This is a genomic window from Tabrizicola sp. (assembly GCF_030694085.1).
Classification (GTDB): Bacteria; Pseudomonadota; Alphaproteobacteria; order Rhodobacterales; family Rhodobacteraceae; genus Tabrizicola.
On the sequence record NZ_JAUXZE010000033.1, the window covers coordinates 1 to 1,143 of the forward strand.

The window sequence follows — 1,143 nt, forward strand, 5'->3', positions numbered from 1 at the left end:
AAAAATGGCAAAAGGTAAATTCGAACGGACCAAGCCCCACGTCAACGTGGGCACGATCGGCCACGTGGACCATGGCAAGACGACACTGACGGCGGCGATCGCCACCGTGCTGTCTGCCAAGTTCGGCGGCGAAGCCAAGGCCTACGACCAGATCGACGCAGCACCTGAAGAAAAGGCCCGCGGCATCACGATCAACACCGCCCACGTGGAATACGAAACGGCCAACCGCCACTACGCCCACGTTGACTGCCCAGGCCACGCCGACTATGTGAAGAACATGATCACCGGCGCAGCCCAGATGGACGGCGCTATCCTGGTTTGCTCCGCAGCTGACGGCCCAATGCCTCAGACCCGTGAGCACATCCTGCTGGCTCGCCAGGTGGGTGTTCCTTACATCATCGTGTTCCTGAACAAGTGCGACATGGTCGATGACGAAGAGCTGCTCGAACTCGTCGAAATGGAAGTGCGCGAGCTCCTCGACAAATACAACTTCCCTGGCGATGACACCCCGATCATTCGCGGTTCCGCCAAGCTCGCCCTGGAAGGCGACAAGGGCCCACTGGGTGAAGAAGCCATCATGAAGCTGGCCGAAGCACTCGACACCTACATTCCCCAGCCAGAGCGTGCCATCGACGGCGCCTTCCTGATGCCCGTGGAAGACGTGTTCTCGATCTCTGGCCGCGGCACCGTCGTGACCGGTCGTATCGAGCGCGGCATTGTCAAGGTCGGTGAAGAAATCGAAATCGTCGGTATCACCGATACCGTCAAGACCACCTGCACCGGCGTGGAAATGTTCCGCAAACTGCTCGACCAAGGTCAAGCAGGCGACAACGTTGGCCTGCTGCTGCGCGGCACCAAGCGCGAAGACGTCCAGCGCGGTCAAGTGCTGTGCAAGCCCGGCTCGATCAAGCCACACACGCACTTCACCGCTGAAGTCTATGTTCTGAGCAAGGACGAAGGCGGCCGTCACACGCCTTTCTTCAACAACTACCGCCCTCAGTTCTACTTCCGCACGACCGACGTGACTGGCGCCATCGAACTGCCAGCCGACAAGGAAATGGTCATGCCTGGTGACAACGTGTCGATCACTGTGAAGCTGATCAACCCCATCGCCATGGAAGAAGGTCTGCGCTTCGCTATCCG

1 protein-coding gene is annotated in these 1,143 nt (G+C 59.5%); it reads left to right on the top strand.

Going from position 1 to position 1,143, the window contains the following annotated elements:
• Window positions 1-4: 4 nt before the first annotated feature.
• A partial coding sequence (tuf, locus tag Q8M85_RS04935) for an elongation factor Tu (RefSeq protein ID WP_305541038.1) occupies window positions 5-1,143 on the top strand: 1,139 nt, incomplete at its 3' end.